General features: G+C 70.4%; 26 protein-coding genes and 2 tRNA genes. 5 read left to right on the forward strand and 23 right to left on the reverse strand.

All coding sequences use genetic code 11. The features are described 5' to 3' along the window. Positions 1–227 precede the first annotated feature (227 nt). The 3 genes from IPH07_14040 to IPH07_14050 form a co-directional block, all read right to left on the reverse strand. Positions 228–986, reverse strand: coding sequence for a DsbA family protein (locus tag IPH07_14040; protein MBK6918512.1), 759 nt, complete (start codon positions 984–986; stop codon positions 228–230). Continuing rightward, the gene (locus tag IPH07_14045) at positions 983–2,374 is read right to left on the reverse strand and encodes a thioredoxin domain-containing protein (GenBank protein MBK6918513.1); all 1,392 of its coding nucleotides are present in this window, start codon (positions 2,372–2,374) and stop codon (positions 983–985) included. The genes IPH07_14040 and IPH07_14045 overlap by 4 nt, the downstream gene beginning before the upstream one ends. A gap of 244 nt (positions 2,375–2,618) precedes the next feature. Then, a tRNA-Gly gene (locus tag IPH07_14050) sits at positions 2,619–2,691 on the reverse strand. A gap of 271 nt (positions 2,692–2,962) precedes the next feature. Here IPH07_14050 and IPH07_14055 point away from each other — a divergent pair. From IPH07_14055 to IPH07_14075, 5 genes are all read left to right on the forward strand, one after another. Further along, on the forward strand, positions 2,963–3,820 hold the full coding sequence (locus IPH07_14055) for an N-acetyl-gamma-glutamyl-phosphate reductase (protein MBK6918514.1): 858 nt from the start codon (positions 2,963–2,965) through the stop codon (positions 3,818–3,820). 83 nt (positions 3,821–3,903) lie between these two features. Continuing rightward, positions 3,904–5,835, forward strand: a complete 1,932-nt coding sequence (argJ, locus tag IPH07_14060; GenBank protein MBK6918515.1) for a bifunctional glutamate N-acetyltransferase/amino-acid acetyltransferase ArgJ — start codon at positions 3,904–3,906, stop codon at positions 5,833–5,835. A gap of 14 nt (positions 5,836–5,849) precedes the next feature. After that, the gene (locus IPH07_14065; GenBank protein MBK6918516.1) at positions 5,850–6,290 is read left to right on the forward strand and encodes a hypothetical protein; all 441 of its coding nucleotides are present in this window, start codon (positions 5,850–5,852) and stop codon (positions 6,288–6,290) included. Between the two features lie 4 nt (positions 6,291–6,294). After that, complete coding sequence (locus tag IPH07_14070; GenBank protein ID MBK6918517.1) at positions 6,295–7,158, forward strand: alpha/beta hydrolase; 864 nt, start codon at positions 6,295–6,297, stop codon at positions 7,156–7,158. A gap of 36 nt (positions 7,159–7,194) precedes the next feature. Beyond that, positions 7,195–7,269, forward strand: a tRNA-Asn gene (locus IPH07_14075). A 496-nt stretch (positions 7,270–7,765) separates the two neighbouring features. Here IPH07_14075 and IPH07_14080 read toward each other — a convergent pair. The 20 genes from IPH07_14080 to IPH07_14175 all read right to left on the reverse strand — a co-directional run bounded on the left by IPH07_14080 (position 7,766) and on the right by IPH07_14175 (position 20,813). Beyond that, complete coding sequence (locus IPH07_14080) at positions 7,766–9,028, reverse strand: erythromycin esterase family protein (GenBank protein MBK6918518.1); 1,263 nt, start codon at positions 9,026–9,028, stop codon at positions 7,766–7,768. 143 nt (positions 9,029–9,171) lie between these two features. Next, positions 9,172–9,504 (reverse strand): hypothetical protein, encoded by a 333-nt coding sequence (locus IPH07_14085; protein ID MBK6918519.1) that lies wholly within the window; start codon positions 9,502–9,504, stop codon positions 9,172–9,174. Between the two features lie 250 nt (positions 9,505–9,754). After that, a complete protein-coding gene (locus IPH07_14090; GenBank protein ID MBK6918520.1) occupies positions 9,755–10,006 on the reverse strand; it encodes a hypothetical protein in 252 nt (83 codons plus the stop codon). Positions 10,007–10,160: 154 nt separating this feature from the next. Beyond that, positions 10,161–10,391 (reverse strand): hypothetical protein, encoded by a 231-nt coding sequence (locus tag IPH07_14095; protein MBK6918521.1) that lies wholly within the window; start codon positions 10,389–10,391, stop codon positions 10,161–10,163. 8 nt (positions 10,392–10,399) lie between these two features. Beyond that, the gene (locus IPH07_14100; protein MBK6918522.1) at positions 10,400–10,798 is read right to left on the reverse strand and encodes a gamma-glutamylcyclotransferase; all 399 of its coding nucleotides are present in this window, start codon (positions 10,796–10,798) and stop codon (positions 10,400–10,402) included. Further along, on the reverse strand, positions 10,795–11,235 hold the full coding sequence (locus IPH07_14105) for a gamma-glutamylcyclotransferase (GenBank protein ID MBK6918523.1): 441 nt from the start codon (positions 11,233–11,235) through the stop codon (positions 10,795–10,797). The genes IPH07_14100 and IPH07_14105 overlap by 4 nt, the downstream gene beginning before the upstream one ends. A gap of 115 nt (positions 11,236–11,350) precedes the next feature. Beyond that, positions 11,351–12,274, reverse strand: coding sequence for an amidoligase family protein (locus IPH07_14110; protein MBK6918524.1), 924 nt, complete (start codon positions 12,272–12,274; stop codon positions 11,351–11,353). 199 nt (positions 12,275–12,473) lie between these two features. After that, on the reverse strand, positions 12,474–13,118 hold the full coding sequence (locus IPH07_14115) for a hypothetical protein (GenBank protein MBK6918525.1): 645 nt from the start codon (positions 13,116–13,118) through the stop codon (positions 12,474–12,476). Positions 13,119–13,226: 108 nt separating this feature from the next. Beyond that, positions 13,227–13,517 carry a hypothetical protein gene (locus tag IPH07_14120; protein MBK6918526.1) on the reverse strand — a complete coding sequence of 97 codons (291 nt, stop codon included), beginning with the start codon at positions 13,515–13,517 and terminating at the stop codon, positions 13,227–13,229. Next, complete coding sequence (locus IPH07_14125) at positions 13,514–13,726, reverse strand: hypothetical protein (protein MBK6918527.1); 213 nt, start codon at positions 13,724–13,726, stop codon at positions 13,514–13,516. The genes IPH07_14120 and IPH07_14125 overlap by 4 nt, the downstream gene beginning before the upstream one ends. Positions 13,727–13,828: 102 nt before the next feature. Then, a complete protein-coding gene (locus tag IPH07_14130; protein MBK6918528.1) occupies positions 13,829–14,104 on the reverse strand; it encodes a hypothetical protein in 276 nt (91 codons plus the stop codon). Between the two features lie 150 nt (positions 14,105–14,254). Continuing rightward, on the reverse strand, positions 14,255–14,491 hold the full coding sequence (locus IPH07_14135) for a hypothetical protein (GenBank protein MBK6918529.1): 237 nt from the start codon (positions 14,489–14,491) through the stop codon (positions 14,255–14,257). 17 nt (positions 14,492–14,508) lie between these two features. After that, entirely contained in the window at positions 14,509–15,231 is a 723-nt protein-coding gene (locus tag IPH07_14140) for an N-acetylmuramoyl-L-alanine amidase (protein ID MBK6918530.1), read from the reverse strand. 11 nt (positions 15,232–15,242) lie between these two features. Further along, positions 15,243–15,668, reverse strand: coding sequence for a hypothetical protein (locus tag IPH07_14145; GenBank protein MBK6918531.1), 426 nt, complete (start codon positions 15,666–15,668; stop codon positions 15,243–15,245). A 7-nt stretch (positions 15,669–15,675) separates the two neighbouring features. Beyond that, a complete protein-coding gene (locus IPH07_14150; GenBank protein ID MBK6918532.1) occupies positions 15,676–17,580 on the reverse strand; it encodes a hypothetical protein in 1,905 nt (634 codons plus the stop codon). Positions 17,581–18,000: 420 nt separating this feature from the next. Further along, positions 18,001–19,338, reverse strand: coding sequence for a phage tail protein (locus IPH07_14155; protein ID MBK6918533.1), 1,338 nt, complete (start codon positions 19,336–19,338; stop codon positions 18,001–18,003). Positions 19,339–19,348: 10 nt separating this feature from the next. Further along, positions 19,349–19,714: a hypothetical protein gene (locus IPH07_14160; GenBank protein MBK6918534.1), complete on the reverse strand. Its 366-nt coding sequence runs from the start codon at positions 19,712–19,714 to the stop codon at positions 19,349–19,351. A 69-nt stretch (positions 19,715–19,783) separates the two neighbouring features. Continuing rightward, the gene (locus IPH07_14165; protein MBK6918535.1) at positions 19,784–20,464 is read right to left on the reverse strand and encodes an ImmA/IrrE family metallo-endopeptidase; all 681 of its coding nucleotides are present in this window, start codon (positions 20,462–20,464) and stop codon (positions 19,784–19,786) included. After that, on the reverse strand, positions 20,464–20,655 hold the full coding sequence (locus IPH07_14170; GenBank protein ID MBK6918536.1) for a hypothetical protein: 192 nt from the start codon (positions 20,653–20,655) through the stop codon (positions 20,464–20,466). Before IPH07_14170 ends, IPH07_14165 begins: the two co-directional genes overlap by 1 nt. Beyond that, complete coding sequence (locus tag IPH07_14175; protein ID MBK6918537.1) at positions 20,619–20,813, reverse strand: helix-turn-helix transcriptional regulator; 195 nt, start codon at positions 20,811–20,813, stop codon at positions 20,619–20,621. Before IPH07_14175 ends, IPH07_14170 begins: the two co-directional genes overlap by 37 nt. Between the last annotated feature and the right edge of the window lie 85 nt (positions 20,814–20,898).

Consider the following 20,898-nt stretch of genomic DNA (forward strand, 5'->3'; position numbering starts at 1 on the left):
CGCCGTCGGCCTCGTGCGCCGACGCGGGGCTGTCAGGGGCTGGAGGGTTTGTCGCTCACGGGTGCGCGAAGCTTACGTCATGGTCGCGCCCCCGTGCACACCCGGCCGCGAAACCGCGCGGCACCGCGGCAAAGATCGCCCCCATGGCGTCGTGCGTGCGCCCCGTCGGACCTCGCGCGCCCTGGTGCGTGCTCTCGGCGCTTGCGCGCGGGCTGCTGGTCGCGGCGTCAGAACGCGCGCGCTGGCGCCTTCGCCTGCCCCGCCGCCGCCTTCATGATGCGCGCGTGGACCTCGGCGCGGGCGCTGCCGGCGTCGATCAGCTTCTGCGCCGCGGCGCGCTCGCGCTCGATGATCTGTGCCAACACCTCGGGCTTGGGCGCGCCGGAGAACGCGATGCCGTTGATGAAGCAGCTCGGGGTCCCACGCACGCCGAGCATGGCACCGGCGCGCTCGTCGTCCTCGACCCGCGCGGCGGTGGCGGGATCGTCGAAGGCGGCCGCGAATGCGTCGACGTCGAGACCGAGTGCGCGCGCGTGGCCGATGACGTCCTCGCGCGTCATGTGCGAGCGATCGCCGAACAAGCGGTCGTGCATGGCCCAGAAGTGGCCCTGCTTGCCGGCCGCCAGCGCAGCGCGAGCGCCGGTGACCGCGTTGGGGTGCATCGGCAGCGGCTTCTGCTTGAACACCACCCGTACGTCCTCGGGATAGTTCGCCACCAGCTCGTCGAGCATCTGCGCGAACGTGCCGCAGAACGGGCACTGGAAGTCGCTCCACTCGACGATGGTCACCAACGGCGCGCTCGCCCCCTTGGCCGGGTCGTCGGCGGCGATGGTCACGACCACCCGCTCGCCCTCGACCAGCTGCGAGAGCCGATCGTCGACCGCGTCCTGCTCCACCAGCGCGGGCAGCTGAGGATCGGGCTTGCTGTCGGGGCGGCAGGCGGCGGCCGACAGCGCGATCGCGAGGAGCAGTCGACGCGGTGTCATCGGTTGGGGAACTCCGACTCGGGGATCGCCTCGGCCATGTCGGTCGCGAAGCGCTTGGACTTGGGGGTCGTGGCGGCCAGCGACGTGGCGCGCGCGAGCTCCTCGTCGACGACGCCCGAGAGCGTGCCGGGCACGAAGCCGCCGAGGTAGCGCCCGTTGACGAAGTAGCCCGGCGTGCCGTTGACGCCGACTGCGACCGCGAGCTTCTCGTCGGCCGCGACCACGGCCTCGGTCGCGGGGTCGTCGAGTGCGGCGAGGAACGCCGCCTCGTCGAGCCCGAGCTCCTTCGCCCACGCGATGAAGCTGCTGCGACCGACCGCGCCTTCGTGGGCGAGCAGGCGATCGTGGAACTCCCAGAACTTGCCCTGCTGCCCCGCCGCGAGCGCGGCCTTGGCTGCGCCGCGCGCTGCGGTGTGGATCGGCAGCGGTAGCTGACGCACGCTGTACGCGACGTCGCTGCGGTGGCGCTCGAGCAGCGCAGCGAGCTCCTCCTTCCACGCCTTGCGACAGAACGGGCACTCGAAGTCCACGAACGCGACGATCACCACCGGCGCGTCGGCCTCACCGCGCAGGCCCGACGCGCCCGGCTCGATGCGGTAGCGCGCGTCGCCACGGGGCTCGATGATCGTGGTCGACTTGGCGGCCTGCGCCTGCGCCTGCGCCTGGTCCCGCTCGGCCCGCAGGGCCGCCGCGGCCTCGGGCTCACCGACCCGCTTGGTCGCGGCCGTGCGCATCATCGTCGCGTAGAGCTCGGCCCGCGGCACGCCGTCGTCGAGCAGGCGCGCGCGCGCTTGATCTCTTCGTCGAGGATGCCGTGCAGCGTGGCCTCGTCGACGTAGCCCGCGAGGTACAGCCCGTTGATGAACATCGACGGCAGTCCTGCGACCCCCAGCGTGGTCGCGCTGCGACGGTCGCGGATGCGACGGGCGGTCTGCGTGCCGGTGTCGAGGTCGTCGAGGAAGCGCGGCACGTCGAGCCCGAGCGCCTCGGCGTGGGCGCGCAACGTCGGCCGATCGAAGTCGCCGCCCTGCGCGAACAGGCGCGCGTGCATCTCCCAGAACTTGCCCTGCGCCTCGGCGGCCAGCGCCGCCTCGGCGGCTTGCTCCCCCGCGGCCGTGGCCCGGCACGGTGAAGCTGCGCACGACCACGCGCAGATCGTCGCCGTAGTCCTCCAGCAGGTGCTCGAGCTCCTGCCACAGCCGTGCGCACGGCGGACAGCCGTAGTCGCTGTAGACCACGATGGTGACCAGCGGCGCGGTGCCGCCCTTGGCGTGGTCGTCGTCGGTGAGCTCGACGCGGAAGCGCTCGGCGTCGATGCGGATGCCGGTCGCGGCCCCCTCGGCCTTGGCCTCGTCGCCCTGCTTGGGGCAGCCCACCAGCAGCGTCAACGCGGCCAGCCATGACGCCGCGCGTCGATGCCCAGACGCCGCGCGTCGATGCCCAGACGCCGCGCGTCGATGCCCAGACGCCGCGCGTCGATGCCCACGCGATGGCGGGCACGCACCGTGAGGCGCTACCGGCGTCGTGCGTGACCGCGTGGAGCCTGTCCGCGTCATGCCAGCACGATGCACGACGGGGTCCACGAACGCAAAGCCCACGTGGCGGCTGCCGACGTGGGGCTTCTTGTTTCGGAGCGGGAGACGGGACTCGAACCCGCGACTTCAACCTTGGCAAGGTTGCGCTCTACCAACTGAGCTACTCCCGCAGGGAGTTCGAGGGTGCGGACTGTACCCGCGCCGCACAGGGAGTCAAGCAGAACCTTGCCGCGCGGTGTGCGTTCGCCCAGGCCCTCCGTGCATGCACGAGCCATGCATGGATGCGGCATTCGCAAGGCGAGGTTCCCCGCCGTGGTTGCGCCCGGGAAGCATTCGGGATATGCCGCGATTCAAGGCGTTCTCCCATGCAGCAGGCCCATCTCCCCGATCGGACTCCTGGGCGCCAGCGGCTACGCTGGCCAGGTCCTCCATGCACTACTCATGCAGCATCCCCGCATGCGGCCAGTGGTGTTCGAGCCCGCCATGGTCCGCGAGGGTCCCAGCGAGCGCGCCATGGATCTCGCGCGCGACTGCGCCGCGGTGGCGTTGGCCCTGCCCGACGAGGCCGCCCTCACCTGGTCCGATGCGCTGGTGGCCGCCGGAGTCAAGGTCATCGATCTCTCGAGTGCGCAGCGGCTCGCGGCCGGCGTGCACTACGGCCAGCCCGAGCTGTTCGGTGCGCCGCCATCGGGCACCAAGGTGGTGAGCAACCCTGGCTGCTACCCGACCGCCTCGCTGCTGGTGCTCGCGCCGCTGCTGCGCGCGGGACTCATCGCGCCGCAGATCGCGATCCACGGCGCGAGCGGGACCTCGGGCGCCGGCAAGGCGCTGCGCGAAGATCTCCACTTCAGCGAGCTGTTCGGCAACACGTTCCCGTACAAGGTCGGCAGCCACAAGCACATCGACGAGATCGCGACGCGCTTGGGCGCGGAGATCTCGTTCGTCACGCAGCTGCTGCCGATCGTGCGCGGGCTCGCGATCACGGCGTTCGTCCGCACCGAACACGCGCCCGCGCAGCTGCACGCCGCGCTCGCGTCGCACTGGGCCGACGCGCCGTGGATCACCGTGCTCGACGCCCCCGATCAGGGCCTCGGCGTGCGTGGCGTGGTCGATACCCACGACGCCGTGCTCGCCGTCGGCCCAGTCGCCCACGGCGGCCTGGTGCCGGTGTTCGCCACCATCGACAACCTCATGCGCGGTGCCGCCAGCCAGGCGCTGCACAACCTCAACCTGTGGCTGGGGCTGCCCGCCGGGCTCGGCCTGCCGCCGCCGCGTTCGCGCCGCCTCGCGAACATGTGAGCCAGGCCTGTCCGTCCAGCGCACGCCGAGCCCGGCGCTGCGTCGTCCTCGTTTTCGCCTAACGTCGCTCGAAGGAACGCGCCATGTCGACCGCTGCCACCGCCCCCGTCGTTCGCACCACGCACCAGCCCGGCGACGCCCTGCCGCAGGGCTTCACGTTCTCCGGCGTGCGCTGTGGCATCAAGCCCGGTCGCAGCGACCTCGCGCTGCTGCTGTGCTCGCCCGCGGCGGTGGCCGCCGGCGTCTTCACCAAGAACCCCATGCGCGCGGCGTGCTGCGATCGCAACGCGACGTTGGTGCCGAGCGGCAACGTCGCAGCGGTCATCGTCAACTCCGGCAACGCCAACGCGATGACCGGTGCGCAGGGTGCCAGCAACAACGCCAAGGTCGCCGCCGAGCTGGGCAAGCTGCTGGGTTGCGCGCCCGAGCGGGTGCTGACCGCGTCGACCGGTGTCATCGGCACGCAGCTGCCGGTCGACCTCGTGGTCGAGGCGCTCGATCCGTTGATCGCCGCCCACGGCGACGATCCGCGCGGCTTCGCCGAGGCCATCCTCACCACCGACACGGTCACCAAGTTCGCCGCCGTCGAGCTGCAGCTGCCGGGCGCCGACGTGCCGGTGCGACTGTTCGGCGTCGCCAAGGGCTCGGGGATGATCCACCCCAACATGGCGACCACGCTGGGCTTCGTGTGCACCGACGCCGCGGTGCCGCCGGCACTGCTTCAGTCGCTGCTCGGCCAGGCGATCCAGACCACCTTCAACGCGATCAGCGTCGATGGCGACACCTCGACCAACGACATGGTGCTGGTGCTGGCCAACGGCGCCTCGGGTGTGCACGTCGAGGACGACGCCAAGGTCGCGGCGTTCTCCGCCGGCCTGCACGGCGTGCTGCGCGAGCTCGCCAAGCAGGTCGCCCGCGACGGCGAGGGTGCCACGCGGCTGCTCGAGGTCGAGGTCACCGGCGCGCCCGATGTCGCCAGCGCCGCTGCGATCGCCCGCACCGTCGCCAAGAGCAGCCTCGTGAAGTGCAGCGTGTTCGCGGGCCAGCCGAACTGGGGCCGCATCGCGATGGCGGTCGGGCAGGCCGCGATCGAGCACGGCGGCGCCGTCACGCCGGCGACGCTGCGGATCGCCGCCGGCGGTCACGTGCTGTTCGACGGCGATCGCGACGGACGCGGCAGCGCGCACCTGCCCGCCGAGCTCAAGCGAGCGCTGCGCTCGGGCGAGGTCGCGTGGTCGATCGATCTCGGCATCGGCGACGCCAGCTTCACCGCGTGGGGCTGCGACATGACCTACGACTACGTGCGCATCAACGCCGACGACGCCAAGGGCATCGCAGTCGCCAGCAACGGCACGGTCTCGCGCAGCCTCAGCCTGTCGGCCTACTCGCCGCGGCTCAAGCAGCAGCTGCTGGTCGAGGGCCTCGGCTACGTGCGTCGCTTCACCGGCCTCAAGCTCATGGTCTACCTGCAGCCCGCCGCCCGCGGTCGCGGTGAGAGCATCGACGGGCTCGCGCAGGACCTCGAGCTGTGCCTCGACGCCGGCCTCAAGCCGCTGGTCATCGTGCCGGACAAGGAGGCCGCGGCGCGCATCGAGGCGCTGACCCACAGAGCGGCCACTTCGCGGCCATGGTCGCGCCCGATCCGATGTCGATCGGCACGCTGCTCGATCGCGGCCACCTCTGCATCCTCGTGCGCGAGAGCTCGGCGCCCGACGCCGTGGTCGAGCTCGCGCTCAAGATCGGCATCCACAAGCTGGTCGCGCTGGGCACCGAGGAGGGCCTGCGCGACGCCCACGGCACCGTGCAGCGGCTCTCGCCCGAGACCCTGCTGGCCGGCCTCGAGCGCGGCCGCTTCGACGACAGCGATCCCGATCTGCTGGTGCTCGCGCGCCACGCCGCGACCCGCGGCGTGCCCGCGCTGCATCCTCGACGCGCGCATGCCCCACGCGGTGGTCGGCGAGCTGTTCACCGACGACGGCGTCGGCACGCTGGTCACGCGGCAGGCGCTGGCGTAGATCCATCGCCGACGATGGAGTCCTCGAAGGCACGCCGCGCCGCGCTGCGCAAGCTGCTGGCCGGTGGTCAGGCCAGCACGCAGCTCGAGCTGTGTCGCTTGCTCGCCGAGCGTGGCCACACCGCCACGCAGAGCACCGTCAGTCGCGACCTGAAGCTGCTGGGTGCGATCCGCATGCCCCGCGAGGATGGCGAGACCGTCTACCACCTGCGGCCGCACATCCCGGTGGGCTTCCCCGCCGACATGGTGGTTTCGGTCGAGGCCAACGAGGTCGCCGCGATCGTGCGCACGCGCATCGGTCGTGCGCAGGCGGTCGGCCACGAGCTCGACGCGCTGCAGCTGCCGCTCGTGCTCGGCACCCTCGCGGGTGACGACACCGTGCTGGTGTTGCCGCGCAGCGTCGCGCAGATGCCCGAGCTGGTGCGGACGCTCCGACAGCTCGCGCAGCTGGTCTAGTACCATGCGACCCGATCGTCCCTCCGATCCCGCGCCGCGGCTGTGGCAGCACGGCGAGCACCGCATCGCCTACGTCGACGAGGGCGAAGGCCCGGCCCTGCTCGCGATCCACGGCCTACCCGGCAGCCACCGCGACTTCCGTTGGCTCGCGCCCGCGCTCGCCGGCCGTGCACGACTGGTGCGCATCGACCAGCCCTGCTTCGGCGGCTCCGGCGATGCCTCGCCGCAGTGGGCCGACGTCGCGCGCCTGCTCGCCCGCTTCGCCGCCGACGTCATCGGTGAGCGCCACGCCGTGCTCGGCCACTCCTTCGGCGGCCCCATGGCGACCGCGGTCGCGACCTGCACCGCCGCGCGCGAGCGTGTCGGCGCGATCGTGTGGCTCGCCTCCGCCGGCGTGCGACCGCACCGCGCCGTGCGACAGGTGATGCCGATCATCGGCGCCATCGATCGCCTGCGCCCGGTGCCCGTGCTCGGCCGCGCCCTGCTGCATGGTTGGCGAGGGGTCCTGCGCGCCAGCGGCTTCCCCTCGAGCATCACCGCCGACGACGTCGCGCGCACCAGCGCCCTGCTCTCGCGCTTCGACTTCGACCGGCACCGCCGCGCGGTGAGCGAGCTCGTCGAGCGCGGCGTGCCAACCTCGCGGCATGGACGCAGGACGACCCCTTCGTCGAGCCCGCCCGCTGCCAGGAGCTCGCCGACCTCGCCCCGCCCGGCCCCCGACTCACCTGGCCGACCGGCGGCCACAACCTGCAGAAGACCTGGGCCGTCGAGCTCGCCGACGCGCTCGTGCCGTTCCTGCACGCGCACCTGCGCTGACGCTGGGCACCGGCTCCCGCGCCCGCGCGAGCGTCCGAGAGGAACCGCTTGACCTTTGCCTCCGGTCTGGGCAGTCTCCGGGCCCCATTCCGAAGTAGCTCAGTCGGTAGAGCAGGCGGCTGTTAACCGCCGGGTCAGGGGTTCAAGTCCCTCTTCGGAGCCATTTTTCTCTCGTCGCCAACAAACGGCGAGGGTCGGTAAACAGAAGCCCCCAAGGAGCGATCCGAGGGGGCTTCGCCGTTTCTCCCCAGAACTCCGGGCGTTTCGCGCGCTGCGCGTGCTGCGGCGCCGCTCTCGCGCGTGCTCGCAGAGAGCGCCGAGCGAGCTCGATGAGCGCCGCGTGGGACAGCTCTCCCGCTCTCTCTCCTGTCCCGTGGGGAGAGAGAAGCCGAGAGGCGTTTAACTGCGTACCCGGCGTTTAACGTTCGGCCCCGTTGGTCAACAGCGTCGGCGTCCGCGACAGGGCCGAGCCTGTTGATCATCGGGGCGACGGCTCGCGACGAGCGACGAACGGTGCCAGGTTCGGCGGCGTCGCGAACCGATCGCACTTGTAGACCGGTGCGGCTGTTGATCGGCGGGGCTGTGTATCCGCGGTCCGCCCCTCGTGGGCCCCGCGCGACGCTCGATACGGCTGGATCCGAATTGTCGGGCCTGCCGGCTCAGAAGCCGAGGTCGCGCTGCACGGTCAGCTTCGGCAGCGAGAGGATGACGTCGTACGCAGCCGTGACGTCGGTCGTGAGATATCCGCTCTGCGCCCTCAAGCAACTGAACATCCCGGCCGGCGCCCTCCGACACGCGACCAGCGAGAGCTGCTCACCGGCTTGCGCAGCGATCAAGGCCGCCTCGAGGCTGCTCGGCTGCGGCGCTTCCAACTGGGTCTCAACCACCCGGAAGCCGACCTCCGTCTCGGGCGCGAGCTCCATCTCGCTCGTGACATCGCCAGTGGTCGTGGTGCCGATGACCACATAGTCGTCGCAAAGCTCCGCACTGAGATACATGCCCATCGGATGCGCCGAGACGTAGTCGCCCCACACCACGGGGAGACGCTGCACATGCCCGTTGTGCGCAAGGATGACCACGCGCGCCTCCGGTTCACGCGCCAACACGTCGAGCACCGAGTCGGCGAGGAAGCGATCGCGTACCGAGTGATCCAGAGCCGCCTCGGCTCCGCGGTGCATGGCCTCGTTCGTGCGCATCGCGTAATCCGCGTGGATGAGCGAGTCGAGCTGACGCCGTGCGCGATCCACAGCGTCGCGAGAGGAACGCGCCACGAGCACCGCGTCGAGCGCGCGCATGCGGAGGCGCAGCCGCGCGAGGCTCGCCGTCAACGCGTCTTGCTGGTGCGTTCCGAGGCTTGCCCACGCCTGCGCGGTGCGCGCCACCGACGTGCCGACGAGCTTCGCGCTCGCCTGCTCGACCGCCAGCAGTAGAGGGAGCGCATCGGCGTCGACCTCGCGAACGAAGCTGGCGAATCGCTCAACGGTAGAGGCAAACGCGCTTCCCCCGTTGGGGAGATCCAGCCCTAGAAATCGAGGTCGCCGTGGCCTGGAACCCCCCCACGCGCGCAGCCACGTCGCGATGTTGCACATGCCCCAGTCGGAAGCACCGCGACTCACGCGACCGAGCGGACGCGGATCGGCTTCGTTCGCGAGCCACACATCGAGGTCCTCGGCTTCGTCGACATCGAACTCGGCGGCAACGATGTCGAACCCGAGCTGCTCGTGCAGGAAGCGGACGAGTCGCTGGCGCACGGTCCAAAACTCTTCGATGAAATGCGCGCCTTCACCGAGTGCGACGACTCGAGCGTCGCCGATGAACTCACGCAGCGGGTCGAGGTCATCGAGCGGGGCGTTCGGGTCAATGGTAGAGAGACGAACGGCGTTGGTTCGCAGCCACGCGGCTGCAGCATTCAGATCGGTCACGAGCATTCTCCTGGGCACAAGACAAGTCGAGGCGACGCGCGTCTTCAGCGCACGAACGCCCATCGAGTGGACTTGAGCAACTCAGCGGAGACGCAAGGAACCGGTCGGCATGAAGTACAGGCTACCACTCGCCGCAAAGGCGATCAACCGGATGAACCCCAGGCCGCCGAGTGGTCACCCCACAGCGCCGTCTCGAGGAGCGCCATCCCGCGCGCGGCCTCCGCGGGCGTCGCGTCGGCGAGCTCGAGGTACACGCGCCCGCTCTCGTTGCAGTCCTCGGTGTTCACGCACCAGCTCTCGCTCGCGGGCGTCGCCAGCTCGATCTCGGCGGCGAGCTTGTGGAGCGCGGCCTTCACGACGCGGTAGCTGGTGCCCTTCGGGAAGCGGAGCGCGATCTGCGGCTCGGGCGTTCCGTAGCGACTCTCGCCCTGGCTCACCGTCTTCGTCGCCAGCGTGTTCTTCATCGTCGTGCTCATCGTCGTCCTCCGTGGCGCGTCGCGCGAAGTGCCCGTCGCGTGAGGACATACAGGCTTCCGTTTCGACCCATAGCAAGGCGGACGGATGTCGATTCTCGATGTTCTTTCAGGCACTTGGAGGCCGGGCGCCTACACGGCGATGGGCCGCGACGACGTTGCGCCCGGGCGCGCCCGTGGCCCTTCGCGCGGGGCACGACGCCGGGCTGCGTGACGCGGCCACGTGGGCCAACGTCGGCGCCCGTGGCGCGCGTCAGAGTGCGACCACCGCGTAGCGCGAGCCGGGGTTCATCGCCTCGAGCTGGGCGCGGCGCTTCTCCGCGTCCTCGGCGGTGGCGAACGCGTCGTACTTCCAGTCGTTCCTGGTGGGCGCCATGCGGCTGATCGAGCCGTCCTTGTTCACCGACTTCACCATGAAGCGCGCGGTGGCTGCCGCCTGCTCGGTGGCGCGCTTAGCGCGCGCGTCGGCGTAGGCGCGGAAGGCGGTGGTGCTCTTGATCCTCATCGTCGTCGTCCTCGCTTTCGCGTCGAGCCCCGTGCCCGTCGCGTGAGGACATACAGGCTTCCGTTCGCGCACGTAGCAAGGCGAAGATCCGAGGATTCGACCTCGCGCGAGAACACGCGACGTTCCGCGCGCGTCGGGCGTGGAGGCCTTCTGCCTACCCCTTCGCCGTGAGGCCGGTGCGGAGCATCTCGGCGACGAGCGACGCGGCCAGCTCCTCGTCGGTCTCGCCCTTCACGTCGAGCTCGACCTCCTCGAACTTGCGCGCGTTGGCGACGACCCACTCGATGTACTTCGGCACGGTGAAGTCCTCGACGCCGAACGCGATGTCCTGCATGGCCTTCACGATCTGCAGCGCGGTGCCTTGGAACACGCGCCCGTCTCTCATCACGATCTTCATGCTGCGGTCTCCTTTCGGCGCGAGCGCCAGTTGCCCGAGGCGATGACGGGACGACCCTCGACCTGCTCGGGCGGGAGGAGGTAGGTCTCGACGGCGGCGCCGTCCTCGAGCGCGATGCGCGTGCGACGGTAGAAGCGCGGATGCCCTTCGAGCCGGTCAAGCGCGGCGAGCGTCGCCTCGTCGACCTCATACACCTCGCCGGCCACCGCGTGCGCGCCGCCACTCACGAGACCCGGAAACGGTCCGAGGTCCCTCAGCTCGAATGCGGGCTGCGTGCGCGCGTTCGCGACGAGCCGCGCGCCAGCCAGGACGCGGTGGTTCGGCTCACCGGCGAGGAGCGTGCCGTAGACGAAGACGCGCGTGGGCGCGCGACTCTGGCTCCGGGGCGCGCTCACGGCGACACCCCCGCTGCGCGAGCCAGGGGCTCGACGTCGAAGCCCAGGCGCGCGTACGCGTGCCAGAGCACGGTGAAGTAGCCGAGCGGCGGCGCCCACGCTTCGAAGCCGTCCTCGGGTTGGAGGTAGGTCATCACGCGGCGGCGGCGCCCGCTCTCGTCGCGCACCCACCGGATGACGCGCTCGTAGGCGAAGGGATGGCCCTCGAAGCGGTCGAGCTCGCGGAGGTCGACGTTGCCCAGCTCGTAGAGGAGCCCCTCGACGCACGCGCCCTTGGCGCGCACCACGCTGGCCACCGCGCCGCCCCAGCGGTGGCTGAAGCCGCCGAAGACCAGCGCGTAGTTCGGCAGCGTCGCCCGCCCAACCACGCGCGCGTTGGCGCAGCGCTCGCGCATCTGCGCGTCGTCGAGGTTCGAGCCGTAGGCGAAGTAGAGCACCGGGTTCATCTTCTCATCTCGCTTCGGGCAGTCGCCCGGCGTCGTCATGCATCGCCTCTGTTCCCCATCGAGTCCAGCGCCGGCTCGCGGTCCGGCGCTGGTGCGTCGGCGCCGGTCACGCTGCGCGGGCATCACCGACCTCCTCGCTCTCCGTCGCGGGCTGCGTGTCCATCGCCGGGCGGCGGTCGCGGCGCTCGCCCTTCCATGCCGCCGAGCCCGCGAGCTTCTTCGTGAGGTGCAGGCGCGCGGTCTTGAACTCGTCGCCAATCAGCCCGAGGTGCAGGAGCACCACCCGGAAGTCGTACTTCGCGGTGGCGGGGTTGAACTCGCGGCGCTTGCTCGACGCGGCCTTCGAGGAGAGCGCCTTCGCAGCCATTGCGAGGACGAGCTGCACGTAGGCCTTCACCTCGCCGGCGTGCAGCGTGCCGTTGAAGTAGCGGAACTCCAACGTGCCCCTGAAGAAGAGGCTGTTGAGGTTCAGCCCGCGGTAGCGGCTGCTGTGGTAGCGGCTCGGCGTCTCGCCGCTGCGCCCGTACCAGGCGTCGCGCACGTCGCTCATCGTCTTGGGGCGGCGCGCCTCGAGCGCCTCGATGAAGCGGGCTTCGATCGGGCGGCAGTAGCGCGCGAGGCGCTGCTCGCTGACACCGAGCGCGTGCTCGAGGAGGCGCTCCTGCTTGTGAACCAGCTTGACCAGGTTCACCACGCTCTTGGCGTCGAAGCGCTCCGCTCCGACGTGGATGTGGATGCCCGTGGAGTGGTCGGCCTTCGCGCCCGCCGTGCGCACCGCGCGGATGATGTTCTGCAGCTCCTCGATGTCGTCGTAGCCGAGGACCGGCGAGACGATCTCGCCGCTGTTCTCGCCGCCGCTCAGCGAGCCGTCCGGCACGACCTTCCAGGTGCGCCCGCTCGCGGTGGTGATGCGCACGTCCCGGTAGTCGTTCGAGACGGTGCCGCCCACCACGCTGTGGATGGCCTCGGCGAGCTTCGTCCGGCTCAGGCCCACCGTCTCGATCTCGATTCCGAATCGCAGCGTCTTCATCGTCGTCGTCCTCGCGTTCTGCGCGGGGCCCAGTGCCCGTCGCGTGAGGACATACAGGCTTCCGTTCGCGCCCCTAGCAAGGCCGAACACGTTGATTTCGCATGTGTTTTCAGGCGCTTGGAATAGCCGCGAGGTTCCGCGGACATGGGGCGTCGGAGGCGGTTGTAGGCCTGCCGACGCCCCGCCGATTCCGCCGCGTTCACGCGCCCGTGGCGCCCACATTCGTGAAGAGCGCGGCCGCGTCGCGCGCGCCGAGATGCGCGAGGTAGTGGCCGATGGCCCCCCGGAAGAACTCCATGCGGTTCTTGATGCCCTTCGCGCGCCAGGCCTCGTCCATCTTGTCGGCGACGTCCGCCTCGAGCCGCAGCGGGAGGATCTTCACATCGAGCGGCTCGCCGTCGCGCGCGCGGGTCTTGCGCGGCCCGACGTTGATGCGGCCCTTCTCGGCCTCGCGGATCTTCCAGATGAGGTAGCGGCGGTCGTCGCTGCCCGTCGAGCGACCGACGACCTCGAGGTACTTCGTCTGCAGCTCCTCGATCGTCATCGACGCGAACCGACCGCGCGGCTTCGGCGGCGTGCTCTCGGCGAGCGTCGTCTCGGGCTCGGGCACCGGCGTCGCGCGCGCGCTGGTGCGCGTCGGGCGCTGCGGCTCCTCGGCGGGCGCGGGCTCGACGGCGCGCGCGGCCAACGCCTCCTCGATGCGCCGGACGAGGAACTTCTTGTTCGGGCTCTTGGTGGTCTCCCCCGTCGCCTCCTTGAAGCGCTCCCACAGCGCCGGCAGCCCGAGGGCTGCGAGGTTCTCCTTCTTGGCCTTCGTCTTCGTGGTCTTGGTCTTCGTGCTCATGACTGCTCTCCTCGTCGGGCGCTGGGTACACGTCGCCCTTCACGCGCGCGCCCTTGGCTCGCGTGGTGGGCTTGCGCTCCGTGATGGAGCGCGTCGTCGTTCAGGTCGTCAGCGCTTCAGGCTCGCGAAGCACGCGAGGTCGATGGCGCGCGGGTCGCTCGACACGAAGCTGAAGCGTCCCTCTGCTGCGAGCCAGGGCTGCACCTCGACGCGGTCGTCGGCGGTCACGCCGCCCGCGCGCTCGAGGTCTTCCTCGTCGCGGATGTACTGCCCGTCCCGGTCCGGGTCGTAGTCGGCGCGCAGCGCGTTCTTCAGCACAGCGACGATGCGCACCTTGTGGCCGCGCAGGTAGGCGTGCTCGGTGCCGTCGTAGGTCGTCGTGGTGCCGAGCGTCTTCATCGCTCCTCCTTGGCGGCGGCGAGCCCCGCGCGGTACGCGGCCTCGAGCGCGGCCTTCACCGACCAGACCGCGACGTCGTGGAAGTCGAGCGAGTCGCTCTTGCGTGTCTCGAGCGTGTCGATGTGGAGCGTCGCCTTCGCGATGGCGGCGAGCAGCTCGTCGACCGTCGGCTCCTTCTTGCCGGGGCGCTTCTTGTTCGTGGTCTGCATCGTCGTCCTCCGCGTTGATCGCCTCGCCATACAGGCTTCCGTTCGCGCCCCCAGCAAGGTCATTCCGTGAAGAATCGACCTCGCTGGGAACCGCGTGCGCGCTCAACGCGTGGCCACGCTCCACGCGGTCTTCGAGCCGTAGCGGAGCTGTTCGCCCTCGACGAGGAAGACGTCGTTCTTGGCGGTGCCGCGCTCGAGGCGGGGCTCCTCGTCGTCGTCGCCATCGCCGTCCTCGTCGCGATCGGCGCGGAGCATCTCTTCGCGCGTCGTCACGCCTGCGAGGCTCAGCTCGAACGGCCAGTTCTGCTGCATCATCACGAGGACCTCGGCGTCCGGGTCCTGCTCCTCCAGCAACTCGATCAGCTCGCTCACCTTCATGTCGTCGTCTCCGTCGGGGTGGTCCGTGCGGTGCGCCCCGTTCGCGACGACATACAGGCTTCCTTCTGGCGACCTTCCAAGGCGAAGAAGCGAGAAATCGACCGGCGCGCGGAAGCCCGCGTTACCTCGCGAGAACTCCGCGCACGGTCCTCACGCAGCCTTGTCGTGCATGTCCTCGATGGCGTCCTTCAGCGCGACGAGCGCGGCCTCGACCTTGGTCACGGCCTCGGTCTGCACGCGCCCCATCTCGGCCACCTTGTCGAACAGCTCGCGGAGCTGCGCGTCCTTCTTCTCGTTCACGCGCCAGAAGGCCCAGCCGAGCACTGCGACGAGGCCGTAGGGGCCGGTCGCCTGAAGCCACGTCGCAACGCTGGTGAAGGTGTCCATCCGTCTCTCCTCTTTGGTCAGGCCACGGCGGGCGTGGGCAGCAGGTCTCGAACGTCGGCACGGCGCACGCCGGTCGCGCGCTTCACCGCTTCCTCGAACGCGACGTCCGGCGCGAGCCCGGCCTCGAGGCGCAGCCATGCGTAGAGGACGAGCATCGAGCCGTCGGCGTGCCCGAAGTACTGGTGCGCGAGCACACCCGGCAGCGGCGCCTTCGCGGCAGCAGGCACGAGGCCCAGTGCGAAGCGTCCGTCCCGCAGCCCCGGCCACGCGCGCGGCACCGCGATGCCCGCCGACGGCGCGCTCGTCGTCCAGCGCACGAGCGCGGCGACCGCTTCCGCCTGCGCGGGTGTCGGCAGGACGTACTCACCCTTGTGCGCCCACGGCGCCTTGATGACGCGGTCCCACGGCAGGCCCGGCTTCAGGTAGCTCGGGTAGTACGGGTTCACGACCTCGACGCCGAACGACGCGCCGTTGTGCTGGCTCGCGTGCCAGAGGATGTCCGTCGCGAGGTCGCCGTGCTGCGTGAGCGCGCCGTCCGCGCCCATCACGAGGTGGACGCTGAGCCCGCGCTTCTTCAAGACCGCGATGGTCGAGTCGACGCTGCGCGTGACGGTCTCGTGGATGACGAGCTCGACCGCGCGAGCTCGTTTGCCCTTCGAGGGAAACCGATGGACGCCGTCTTCGGCGAACGTGCGGATCGAGAGGCCCTCGACCGGGCACGTGGTCTTGCCGCCGACGATGAAGCCGCCGCTCACTGGCCGGGCTCCTTCCCTTGCAGTTCCTCGACAGCCCGCGCCGGCAGCTTCAGCCCCTTGTCGAAGAAGCGGGCCCTGACCTCAGTGGCGATGGGCTTGGTGACGATCTGCTCGGCCTTGCCCACGAGACGTTCGACGACACGCCCCTTCTTCACGAGCTGCGAGTGCAGCTCGTCGACCATGAGCCGGTGGAGGTGCCCGGAGCTGCCCTGCGACGGGTGCGCCTGCTCGCTCGCAGGCGAGCGCACCAGAAACTCTCGCGAGCGGCAGGTGGGACACTCAGGCAGAGGAACGACTCCGTCCTCGACCTGGTCGTCGCGTTCGACACCGACCGCGAGGTTCGCGAGCGCAACGCGGTTCTCGCGGTCGCACCCTGCGCAGCGCTGAACGAGCTCGGTGTCGGTGATCTCCTGAATTGCCATGTGCTCCTCACGCGATGGCGGTGTACGAGCCGAACCAGTACGCGGTCGCTGCTGCCCCCAGCGACTGGTACGAGAAGAAGCCGAAGCCATCGCGGTCGGCGAAGCGTACGTCGGGGCTGCCTGAGAACCCGCTGCTCGTGTTCAGCGCGCTGAACGTGATCGACGACGGCGTCGCCGGGAATCGGTTGCGGAACGTGACGGCGCCACCACCGGCGAGCGTGCGCGTCGCGCTGTCGGCGTTGGACCACTCCATCCCGACGCGGCCGACCTCGCGCACCGTCCCCGTCAGCTCGAACGCGGAGTTGACGGTGCTGCTCATCGGCAGGCGCCAGGTGCGCGTCCAGGTGGTGAAGGTCGCAGCGAATGAGTCCTCGTGGAGGAACTCGATCTCGTTGCGGGCGAAGCGAAACGCCCCGCAGAAGGTGCCGGACGCGTCACGCACCCACTGGGTCCCGTCCCACGAGGCGTTCAGCGTGAACCAGATGGAGGCGGTGTCCGAGTAGATGCGAAGGCGCGTCGAGGCGGTGCCGGACGCGTTCGCGTCGAGGATCAGCGCCTTCGTCCCGCCGAGCGGCGGGATGTGGATGGTGCGGTGCTGGCCGGCGTTCGCCTCGTTGCCCTTGAAGTGGTCATCCTCGAAGGCGTCGAGGATCTCGGCGAGCGCGGCCTCGACATTCGCGGCGTTGAGGTTCGCGCCCGCATCGGCGACCGAGACCGCGCTCGCGGCGTGCGCGCCGCTCGCCTGGTTCACGTGGCTGTTGAGCCCGCCGAGCAGCGTCACGAGGGCGGCGCGCAGCGTGCCCGCCGCGATCGCCGTGGGCGCGCCCGCGATCGCATCGACGCCGACGAGCCCCGCGCCCGGCGACGCTGCCCCGGTCGCGACGAGGTCCGTCACGATCTCCTGGAGCTGCGCCTGGACGTTCGTGCCGGCGATGTTGTTGTGGGGCGTCGCCGCGATGGCCGCTGCGTTGTGCGCACCGGTCGGCGCGCTCACGTGCGTGTTCAGGAAGCCGAGGAGCTGCGCGAGCTGGCTCTTCACGGAGCCCGCAGGGAGCGCGTTGGGAGCGCCCGCCGCCGCATCCACGCCGACGCGCGAGGCACCGGAGCTGCCCACCGCTCCGGTCGCGAGGTCGTCGATCAGCTCGTCGACGGCGGCCTGCACGTTGCCCGCGCCCACGAACCCGTGTGGCGCGTAGTCGATCGCGGTCGCCGCATGGCGCCGCGCGACCGCCGTGAAGTGGTCGCGCAGCTCGGCGTCGGCCTCGTCGAACGCGGCCTGGACCGTCGCGGCGAGCGGCTGGAGGATGCTCCACGTCCCGGTGGTCACGGCCACCGAGGTGCCCTGCGCGAAGATGAACGCCTGCCGGCGCGAGGTGTCGAGGTCGGCGACGAGGATCTGCGTCTGCCCGGGGCGGCGACGCACGTCGCAGAGGAGCAGCTCGTCGGCCTGCAGCGCGGGCTTCGGCGCGACGCCGATGGCCCCCTCGGGTGCCTGCCGCACCACGAGCTCGAACGACTCGTCGCGCCGGAAGAACACCTGCTGGGAGTTGCCGTCCGTGCGCGGGTCGGAGAGCTGGCGCTTGAAGCGCAGGAAGATGCCCAGCCACCGCTCGTTGCCGACCGTGGCGACATCGGTCGGGATGCCCACGAGGTCGACGGCGCAGTCCACGGTCTGGCCGGTGCCGAAGAACATGCGCTGACCGAGGTTGTCGTAGGCCCGCCCGGGCGCGGTGAGGTCCACCGTCAGGTCCGGCACCGGCGAATGCGGCGCGGGGACGGCGCCCGAGACGATGCCGTAGATGTTCAGGTCGGCGGCGAGGTCCCGGTCCGCCTTCTCGAGCAACGCGAACGCGAGGTCGAGCTCGGCCTCGGTGACGCGCTGGCGGAAGTAGAAGTCGACGCGATCGGCCATGTCCTTGCCTCGGCGGGCACGGGGCCCTCCGGGGAGGCAAAGCCGGCCAGGAGCCGAGTCGGGGACAGCAGGTGGGTGGGCGGACCGCCGGCAGGCGGTGCGGGGGCTACGGTTCCTGGCGGGGGGCCCCGGCGGGGCTGGCGGGCTGCGACGCGGGCCTCGCCTCGGGGCAATGGCTAACCCTGGTCTGGTCCGGGGCGCAGAGAGGGTCTGGGGCCTGGCACCGCGGGGCCCACGCCAGAAGATGAAGTAGAGGGGACTGGCGAGAGGCGGCAGGGGAGCCCTGGCGGTGGGATCACGCTCGGTCAGGGGGCATGATGCGTTCACAAGGCGCCGGAGCGGGCGCACAAGGAGGCGGGCGGTTCGAGCGCGCGGCCGCGCTGGCTGGGCCGAGACGTCGGAAGCCTGGGGTCAGGCCGCTCAGTGCAGGTCCGTGGTCTCGCCCAGGTCGCTGAGGCCCAGCTCCCAGTGGTTCGGGAGCACCGGCGGCAGCGGCTCGACGAGGTCTACGAAGTGCGTGTGCGCGGGCTTCAGGTACTCGACGATGGCGCGGAGCTGCTGGCGCTCACGGTCGGTGAGGATGCGCGCGACCTCGACGTTGAAAGCGTAGCGCGCGAAGCGGTCGGAGGGGCCGAGCACCCAGTCGACGCCCAGCAGCGACTCGCCGAGGTAGAGCGTGTCGGCGTTGAAGGGCGTGATGGCCGAGATGTCGATGCCGAGGAAGAAGCGGATCGCGTTCTGGATGCCCTTGGCCGTGCCCTTCTGCCGGTACATCTCGACGAGCACCGACGCGAGCCGCCGCTTGCCCATCGCGTCGAGCTCGAACGGGAACGGGTTGCCGAGGTCGCGCAGGATGAGGTCGACGAAGGCCTCGGGCGCGCGCTCGAGGTCGAAGATATCGGGCCAGCGATCGACGTCGGCGAGCAGGAGGTCCGTCACCTCCTGCAGGCACGCGACGAATCGGAACAAGTCGCCGGTGTGGTCGTCGCGTCGGTTGTGCTTCGGCAGCATGCGCCACAGATCGAAGCGGCGCCGCTCCGGGCGCGCGGGACGGAAGCCGGTGAAGCTCGCGCGGTCGTAGGGGCCGAGGACGGCGTTGCCGAAGAGATCCGTCACGCCGACGGCCACGACCTCGTGAAGCACGTCGGGCGTCATCTCGGTGTCGAGCGTGAGGAGGACGACACTCCCCTCGACGTTCACACCGGCGACGGCGACTGAGACGGCCGGCGCGCCCTTCGGCGTGAGGTGGAAGCTAGCCCCGCTCGGGACCAGCACCGACTCGTCGAATCCCACGCGCACGGTCTTCTGCGCGAGCGCCTGTGCGCCGACGACACGCGGCGCAGTCCGGTCCTCGACGACGAACGAGTACACCTCGTCGAGCGAGGCCGCGCCGCCCACGGTCTGAGCGAGCACGCGCACGTGGACCGTGGCCAGGCTCGCGAGCGGAACCACCGGATGCAGCACGACGCGCAGCGTGTCGGTGGTCTGCGTGACGCTGGCCAGCGGACCCGCGAAGGCCGGGGCGAGCTCGGGCACGGCGCTGCCGTCGAACGCGAGGACGCCGTCGATCCACACGCGCGCGGTCGAGCGCTCCACGCCGTCCGGCCCGGTGTCGACCAGCTCGAGGGCGATGGTCGCGTCGATGGGCACGCCGCTCTCGCCGGGGCTCGGGTCACGGTTCACGAGCACGAGCCTCGGCGTCGTCACCACGAGCGCCACCGAGTCGACGTAGAGCGCGGGTAGCTCGAGGGTGCTCATGCCGGGCTCCTCACGCGGTCACCAGCTCGAGCCGCACCCCAGCGGTATGCAGGCCCGAGAGCTTCGAGACGTTCGCGGCGAGGTCGGTGACGAGACGCTCGCGGCCGGGCTTGCCGCGCATGGATGCGAGCTTGGTGCCATCGACGATGATGCTGGCCTCCCACGCGAGCCCCGGAGGGGGTCGACGCGGGCACGCGCAACCGCAAAGCGCGCGCACCAGCATCACGCCGGTGAGGTCCGTCTGCTGCGTGACCTCGGCGTGGTCGCCGGGCGCAAGCTCAAAGAAACGCCCAGGCTCGGCATCGCCGACGACATCGAGGGCGTCAGGCGTGAGGTGGCGGAAGAAGGACTTCGGGTTCCATTCGCGGTTTGCCATGCGTTCTCCAGGTTGATGACTGTTGCCTAAACAGGGGACATCGAGAGCGAACGAAACCGCTCCCCCACATCAGAAAAGGCGTCCTTGGGCGCCGTCGACGACGAGCTTCAGCGCCTCCAGGCGGATCTGCATCGCCTGGTTCGACACGTTGGTGAAGCCGCCCTTCGCGATCACCTCGGCGGCGAAGTCGCGCAGCTCGGCGATGCGCTCGCCGGCCTTCTTGCGGGCGACGAAGTTGTCGATGGCGAGAGGCTCGCCGGTCACCTGCTTCACCGCCGCCCGCACGTCGCTCGCCGGCATGAGCAGCAGCGCCGCGAACTTGTCCGCCTGGATCTCAGCCGAATCGCGCTGCCCGTCGCGGCAGACGATGGCGGCCGTCGCCTTGGCGCCGGGCTCGCGTGAGAACAGCGGGAACGTGACCTTGTCCATCTCGCGGAGCGGGCGGTGGAGCTGCCAGTGGCCGACCTCGTGGCCGAGGGTGAAGCAGTAGCGGCCCTCGTTCCCCTCGAGCGACGAGTCGATGACGACCAGCGCGTCGTCGAGCCACGTCGCACCAAGCACATCGGGCTTGCCGAGCTTCTTGCGCAGGTCCCCCATCTCGAGCGTGAGCCCGAGGACGCTCTCGGCGATCGCGTCGACGGGGATCGGCGGTCGCGGCGGCTCACCCTTCGCCTTGGCGTACTGGCGCAGCAGCTCCTGAACCGCGCTCTCGATCTGCGCGTCGGAGCGGAAGGGGACCTTGAAGGTCATCAGCGCTTCCCCTTCTTCGGCTCGTTGGGCAGGAGCTTCATGAGGTCTTCCGCCGACAGCTTCCGCTCGCCGACGGTGCGCAGGAACTCCGGCATCCCCGAGTCGGCCTTGATGACGTTGAGCGACTCCTCGGACACGCGCCCGGCGAGCGTCATCAGCTCGTCGAAGCTGTCGGAGAGCTGGGCGGCCATCTTGCGGATGACGTCCTCGGCGGGCGGCGCCTTCTCCTCGAGGTCTCGATGCGCGACAGGTACGTGGGCGAGATGCCGACCTTCGTGGCAAACTCGCGGAGCCCGAGCTTCTGCTCGGTCCTCAGGCGCCGAATGCGTTCTCCAAACCGTTCCTTCACGTTTCCTCGCTGAGCGCCCCCCGGAAGCAGGGCGCGATGTTCTGTTGCCTAAATACTAAACAGAGCCTCCCCGGTCAATGGGGAC

Source organism: Deltaproteobacteria bacterium (assembly GCA_016709225.1).
Classification (GTDB): domain Bacteria; phylum Myxococcota_A; class Polyangia; order Nannocystales; family Nannocystaceae; genus Xiheibacterium; species Xiheibacterium phototrophicum.

Coding starts and splice junctions, on each gene's coding strand:
- IPH07_14115 (MBK6918525.1), bottom strand. CDS start 13,118: ATGAGCACGAAGACCAAGACCACGAAGACGAAGGCCAAGAAGGAGAAC.
- IPH07_14150 (MBK6918532.1), bottom strand. CDS start 17,580: ATGGCCGATCGCGTCGACTTCTACTTCCGCCAGCGCGTCACCGAGGCC.
- IPH07_14085 (MBK6918519.1), bottom strand. CDS start 9,504: ATGAGCACGACGATGAAGAACACGCTGGCGACGAAGACGGTGAGCCAG.
- IPH07_14055 (MBK6918514.1), top strand. CDS start 2,963: ATGCAGCATCCCCGCATGCGGCCAGTGGTGTTCGAGCCCGCCATGGTC.
- IPH07_14120 (MBK6918526.1), bottom strand. CDS start 13,517: ATGAAGACGCTCGGCACCACGACGACCTACGACGGCACCGAGCACGCC.
- IPH07_14155 (MBK6918533.1), bottom strand. CDS start 19,338: ATGAGCACCCTCGAGCTACCCGCGCTCTACGTCGACTCGGTGGCGCTC.
- IPH07_14145 (MBK6918531.1), bottom strand. CDS start 15,668: ATGGCAATTCAGGAGATCACCGACACCGAGCTCGTTCAGCGCTGCGCA.
- IPH07_14130 (MBK6918528.1), bottom strand. CDS start 14,104: ATGAAGGTGAGCGAGCTGATCGAGTTGCTGGAGGAGCAGGACCCGGAC.
- IPH07_14170 (MBK6918536.1), bottom strand. CDS start 20,655: ATGGCCGCCCAGCTCTCCGACAGCTTCGACGAGCTGATGACGCTCGCC.
- argJ (MBK6918515.1), top strand. CDS start 3,904: ATGTCGACCGCTGCCACCGCCCCCGTCGTTCGCACCACGCACCAGCCC.
- IPH07_14070 (MBK6918517.1), top strand. CDS start 6,295: ATGCGACCCGATCGTCCCTCCGATCCCGCGCCGCGGCTGTGGCAGCAC.
- IPH07_14135 (MBK6918529.1), bottom strand. CDS start 14,491: ATGGACACCTTCACCAGCGTTGCGACGTGGCTTCAGGCGACCGGCCCC.
- IPH07_14125 (MBK6918527.1), bottom strand. CDS start 13,726: ATGCAGACCACGAACAAGAAGCGCCCCGGCAAGAAGGAGCCGACGGTC.
- IPH07_14065 (MBK6918516.1), top strand. CDS start 5,850: ATGGAGTCCTCGAAGGCACGCCGCGCCGCGCTGCGCAAGCTGCTGGCC.
- IPH07_14095 (MBK6918521.1), bottom strand. CDS start 10,391: ATGAGAGACGGGCGCGTGTTCCAAGGCACCGCGCTGCAGATCGTGAAG.
- IPH07_14090 (MBK6918520.1), bottom strand. CDS start 10,006: ATGAGGATCAAGAGCACCACCGCCTTCCGCGCCTACGCCGACGCGCGC.
- IPH07_14040 (MBK6918512.1), bottom strand. CDS start 986: ATGACACCGCGTCGACTGCTCCTCGCGATCGCGCTGTCGGCCGCCGCC.
- IPH07_14110 (MBK6918524.1), bottom strand. CDS start 12,274: ATGAAGACGCTGCGATTCGGAATCGAGATCGAGACGGTGGGCCTGAGC.
- IPH07_14165 (MBK6918535.1), bottom strand. CDS start 20,464: ATGACCTTCAAGGTCCCCTTCCGCTCCGACGCGCAGATCGAGAGCGCG.
- IPH07_14160 (MBK6918534.1), bottom strand. CDS start 19,714: ATGGCAAACCGCGAATGGAACCCGAAGTCCTTCTTCCGCCACCTCACG.